Source organism: Aestuariivirga sp. (assembly GCF_044239095.1).
Lineage (GTDB): Bacteria > Pseudomonadota > Alphaproteobacteria > Rhizobiales > Aestuariivirgaceae > Aestuariivirga.
Map to the genome: position 1 here is coordinate 1 of NZ_JBIICB010000311.1, position 4,695 is coordinate 4,695.

Here is a 4,695-nt window from a genome sequence, read left to right on the forward strand (position 1 = left end):
CTGATATCGGCCATTGGGAAACTCCTGTCTGATGGGTTGGGCTGTAACAACCACAATCCTCAGACAGGAAACCTCAGCCGTAAATGCGCTCCACACTTCTCCCGCGGCAGCGGGTTAGTTCAATCCCCCGTGAGTCAGTCACAAGAGCCCTTGGTATTACGCGCTGCTCGAGGGCAGGCGCACGGAAGTGATCGAGTTCGACGCCGGCAATGGCGTCAGGCGCAAGGTGCAATACGGAAAGACGGATATTTCCGCGCTTCGGTCCGAACTGAGCAGGCTTGAAAGCTATTGCGGTCGGACCGGTGGCCTCCGCCGCCGTTACGGCCTCAGGGCAGGAGGTCTGTGATGGCGGGACAGCTTCTGCGCCTCAGCGACCGCCTGCTCAACACGCCGCTCCTCATCCACCCGGCCAAGGCCCAGATCATCCTCGGCGCCCTGAGCGGCAGGATTGGGCTCGAGGCCAGCCTCTTCTCGGCAGAGGATGGCATGGATGCGCCGGACGCCAATCATTTCACCGGCTCCGCGCGCCGCACGGATGGCACCACATCCATGATGCGCACCGCAGATGGCATCGTCATCATCCCGGTGCTCGATACGCTGGTGAACCGTGGCGCCTGGCTTGACAGCCGGTCGGGGCTCACCAGTTACGAGGGGATCGCAGCACAGCTGCGGGCGGCAGGGCAAGACCCGGAGGTACGGTCGGTCCTGCTCGACATCTCCTCGCCCGGTGGCGAAGCCGCAGGCATGGCAGGTCTGGCGGATCTGATCCGTTCGGTTCGCCAGACCAAACCCGTCACGGCGTTTGTAAACGACATGGCCGCGTCCGCCGCCTATGGCATCGCCAGTGCGGCGAATGAGATCGTCATATCGCCTGGGCCACACCCGACACCATCGCCACCATCATCGGCCTCGTTACGCCGGTGCTGGTCTGGGCCATCCCGAACAAGAAGGTGGCCTGAGCATGAGCTGGCAGGAGGGCGTTGCTGTTGCCGTAGTGCTCCTCGGCCTTGGGGCAGGGGCGTTTCTTGTGGCGCAGCGGCCCTCCTTCTGGATCGAGTTTAGCTCACGGCTGGGCCAGGCGCTGCTGCCACTGGCGTGGCGCTACGTCTCGAAGAGGATGCCGCCGGAGGAAGAGGCGGCGTGGCGTCAGGCCGAGAGGCGGGGGCAGGGGGAGGAGTGGTTGAAGAGGCGATGGCGGCGAAGTTCTGGCCGGTGAGCGAGATGGCCAAATACTGATCGGATTTCCACTATCAGATCGACCGAGCTCGTCCGCAAAGAGGCCGACGACAGAGCTACGATCAGCCAGAAATTCTACCTTCCTCAAGTCACCCGGTTTGTCTCACGACGCTGCCGTCGGACACACGAGGCCCTGTAAGCCTCAACGCTACCTTTTGATAAATTCATCGCCGATTCACAGAAGCGTTGGAGCACCCAACCTCAATAGTGATGTCAAGAAGGAGCGTAAGAGCTTCTGAGTGCTTGAATACTAGGCTTCTTCAGCAAATTCAGCGTTGGTCAACAGGAATGTCGCACCCTCTTTCACGTCTGCTTCAAGAGCGCTTCGAGCGGTGACGCCATCTCTTGCAATGAGCGCGCTTAGAGCAGTTTTATGACGGTCCACTCTCAGATCCATTATGCCTTTACCATAGAACCGCATGAATGGGCCAATCTGCATCCACAACCTCTCAATCAAGTCTTCGAGAACTGGTTGATCCGCACTTTGGAATATCTTGAACTTGAACCTTTGATTGACTTCGAGATACTTATCCGAATTCCCTCTAACAGAAGCCGTCTCAAGTTCTACGAGGAGCTGCTGCAGTTCAGAGAAGTCCTTCTTTGTCATTTGTCTTGCCGCCCGCTCTGTCGCACGGCCTTCCAGCAAGACCCGGAGCTCGTACATTTCGTTAAACCGCGACTTTGTCAGGAGCGGTATACTGGCAGAACCGCTCGTCCCTGATAGATCGAGCGCCTTCTCGGCTGCGAGGCGAAGAATTGCTGCTCTAGCCGGCATGGCACTCACACCGAGCTCTTCTGACAGTCCTCTGACAGTCAGTTTCTCACCCGGCATAAATTTGCCAGACATAATAGCAGTTTTTAGTTCCTGATAGGTCCGCTCATGAAGAGGCGCCCATGATGTTTTGAGGTTTTTCAGTCTCGTATCAGTCAATATTCAACCCTCGACAGCCTGTAGAGGCAAACCATGAAATGCTAATTTGGGAAAACCGTTCTGACAATAGCGACTGCTCAAGCCAGCTAGGCGTCTGTTTTCTCCGGCTTCGGTGAGACCATATCTTAGCGTACCCCAATTGAACTGACCGTTGAATGTATCCGAGGAAAAGACTGGGGCGAATGCGCCGGTTGTTCTTCCGCTTCCCAGCCCAATGCGGGAAAAAATCCCTTCTTTGGTTCAACGCGTACGGAGTTGGAAAGCCTGGCCTTAGACAGAGCTACACGCACGCTAGAGGCAATGGCAAGTTGAATGACGTCGAGACTGAGTAAGCGATTTCCTTTAAGCAACAATTTGAAATTGTCGATACCCATGGGCGGCTTCTCACTTTTTTCTAGATGAGTTAGATCGCGAGTTCGTTGACAAATTTCGTCCGTAAGAAAGTTTCAAGACCTTCAATGCCACCTTCTGAACCCCAGCCAGTCTCATTGACACCACCAAAGGGAGCCTCTGGTATCGAGACCACGCACTGGTTTACTCCAATGACACCCGCATGGAGCTCGGACTGGATACGTAGAGCGCTGGCTTGACTTCTTGTAAACCCATATGCAGCGAGCCCAAAAGTTAACCTGTTCGCTTCTTCGATTGCGTCATCCAATTTTCTGAATGGTGATATGAGTGCCAAAGGAGCGAACGGCTCCTCATTCATCGCGCGACAGGTGTTTGGAACGTCACTTAGGACCGTTGGCGCGTAAAACGAACCCTTGGATCCAATTTGAGAGCCTCCGGAAGAGACTTTGGCACCCTTCTCTTGGGCATCGATAATGAGTTCATTGATCCAGGCAATGCGTCGCTTGTTGAACATAGGCCCCATTTGAGTTTCATTCGCGAGACCGTTTCCTACGCGCAAAGCAGCAGCCCTCTCCGAGAAGCCGTTGACGAAACGTGTGTATACGTCTTCCTGAACAAGGAAGCGCGTTGGAGAGGTGCAGACCTGTCCTGCATTCCTGAACTTTGCGGCAACTGTCGCAGAAAGTGTAGCCTCCAGGTCGCAATCGTCGGCAATGATCACCGGTGCGTGTCCGCCAAGTTCCATCGTGCATCTCTTCAAGGTGTCGGCCGCAAGCCTGGTAAGATGCTTTCCTACTGGCGTGCTACCGGTCAGAGTCACTTTCTTTGGAATGGAAGACGCCATCAGTCTTCGGGAAACCATGTCTGGTTCTCCGAAGATTACATTCAAGACACCGGATGGAAGCCCGGCGTCTTGAAAACAGCGCGCCAGCTCTAAGCAGGTAGCTGGAGTTTCATTACTCGGCTTGATGATGATGGAGCAACCGGCTGCCAAGGCTCCAGAAACCTTTCTGATAACGTTTGTGGCGGGGAAGTTCCAAGCTGAGAATGCGATTACGGGTCCCACTGGTTCCTTGACAACGATATGCCTCATGTTTCGAGCTCGAGGCGGTATCAAGCGCCCGTAAGCACGACGACCTTCCTCTCCGTACCAGCGGGTTGCTGAAATTGCGAATTCAACTTCCATTCGTGACTCGACCAGAGGCTTTCCCATTTCCTGCGTAAGTACGTTGGCGATGGAGTCACGTCTGTCAGACATCAAAGAAGCGGCCCGGTCCATCAAGCCTTGACGTTCCAAGGCAGATGTCCGACTCCATGTCTTGAAGCCATGGTCTGCAGCATCCAGCGCATCATCGACGTCTACGTCCGATGCAAACGGAACTTCCCCAAGCTCGCCCTCGGTGGCCGGATTACGTAGGATGGTGGCATGATGGGCGGCTCCCAGCCGCCAGTGACCGCCAATAAGCATCTTCATGTTATCGAAATGTGACACTTTTGTATTGCTCCTGTTCAGTCGTTACGAGTGTGAGCACCCTTGGCTAAGCGCTTTAGAGTGCCATCCGTCTCGTTGCGAAATTCATCGCTCATTGGGTCGAGGCTGATCGCTGTTAGTCCAGGATCCTCGCACACGGGAAATGGGAGGCCGGCTGTCTGCATTGCACCAAGCCGTGCACGCACAGCACGTCGTTTTCTAGTCTGGTGGGGCTGCGCGCGATCAAGATCGGAAATAGTCCATGGCATGTCGATTACGAAGTCACCACGGGTCTCTGCTTCATTAAGCAACGATTCGCCGCGAGCAGTCCTACAGATCACGGCATTCCATCCGTCGTTCTCGGAAGTGGGATTGCAATCGTCCCAGATGTCAAGCACAGCAATATCGGCTGAGAGACCCACTGCATCTGGGCAGATCTTGCAGCGGAAGAAGGTGCGCCAAGTGTCCTCGTTCCCCCAGAAGTCCCAGTAAGTGATCTCTTCGTGGCGACCGTCATATGTCGTCGCCGCAGTAGGGCCTGGGCAGCCATTTCCGCGAAAGCTGAAGCGCGTAAGTTCGCTTTCGTCAATGTTCCAGAGTTCAAGCTGATCACGAAATCGGGAGAGTTCCGAAAATCCGCCGCAGACCATCGCAAGTCGATATTTGCATAGTTCATCTACTCGAGGATCCAGTCTTCCGAGATTTG

Annotated in this window: 6 protein-coding genes; 2 read left to right on the forward strand and 4 right to left on the reverse strand. The window is 55.2% G+C overall.

The genetic code is table 11. From position 1 onward, the window contains the following. The first annotated feature begins 187 nt into the window (after window positions 1–187). Both ACILRA_RS19970 and ACILRA_RS19975 read left to right on the forward strand, forming a co-directional pair. Window positions 188–346: a hypothetical protein gene (locus tag ACILRA_RS19970; RefSeq protein WP_395663808.1), complete on the forward strand. Its 159-nt coding sequence runs from the start codon at window positions 188–190 to the stop codon at window positions 344–346. After that, window positions 346–1,062, forward strand: a complete 717-nt coding sequence (locus ACILRA_RS19975) for a S49 family peptidase (protein WP_395663809.1) — start codon at window positions 346–348, stop codon at window positions 1,060–1,062. The genes ACILRA_RS19970 and ACILRA_RS19975 overlap by 1 nt, the downstream gene beginning before the upstream one ends. Window positions 1,063–1,486: 424 nt before the next feature. Here the strand turns inward: ACILRA_RS19975 and ACILRA_RS19980 are convergent, their stop codons facing one another. The 4 genes from ACILRA_RS19980 to ACILRA_RS19995 all read right to left on the reverse strand — a co-directional run. Continuing rightward, window positions 1,487–2,167: a GntR family transcriptional regulator gene (locus ACILRA_RS19980; protein WP_395663810.1), complete on the reverse strand. Its 681-nt coding sequence runs from the start codon at window positions 2,165–2,167 to the stop codon at window positions 1,487–1,489. 125 nt (window positions 2,168–2,292) lie between these two features. Continuing rightward, complete coding sequence (locus ACILRA_RS19985) at window positions 2,293–2,541, reverse strand: hypothetical protein (RefSeq protein WP_395663811.1); 249 nt, start codon at window positions 2,539–2,541, stop codon at window positions 2,293–2,295. A 29-nt stretch (window positions 2,542–2,570) separates the two neighbouring features. After that, entirely contained in the window at window positions 2,571–4,010 is a 1,440-nt protein-coding gene (locus ACILRA_RS19990; RefSeq protein WP_395663812.1) for an NAD-dependent succinate-semialdehyde dehydrogenase, read from the reverse strand. 17 nt (window positions 4,011–4,027) lie between these two features. Then, the coding region (locus ACILRA_RS19995) for a Coenzyme F420 hydrogenase/dehydrogenase, beta subunit C-terminal domain (RefSeq protein ID WP_395663813.1) at window positions 4,028–4,695 on the reverse strand (668 nt) is incomplete at its 5' end.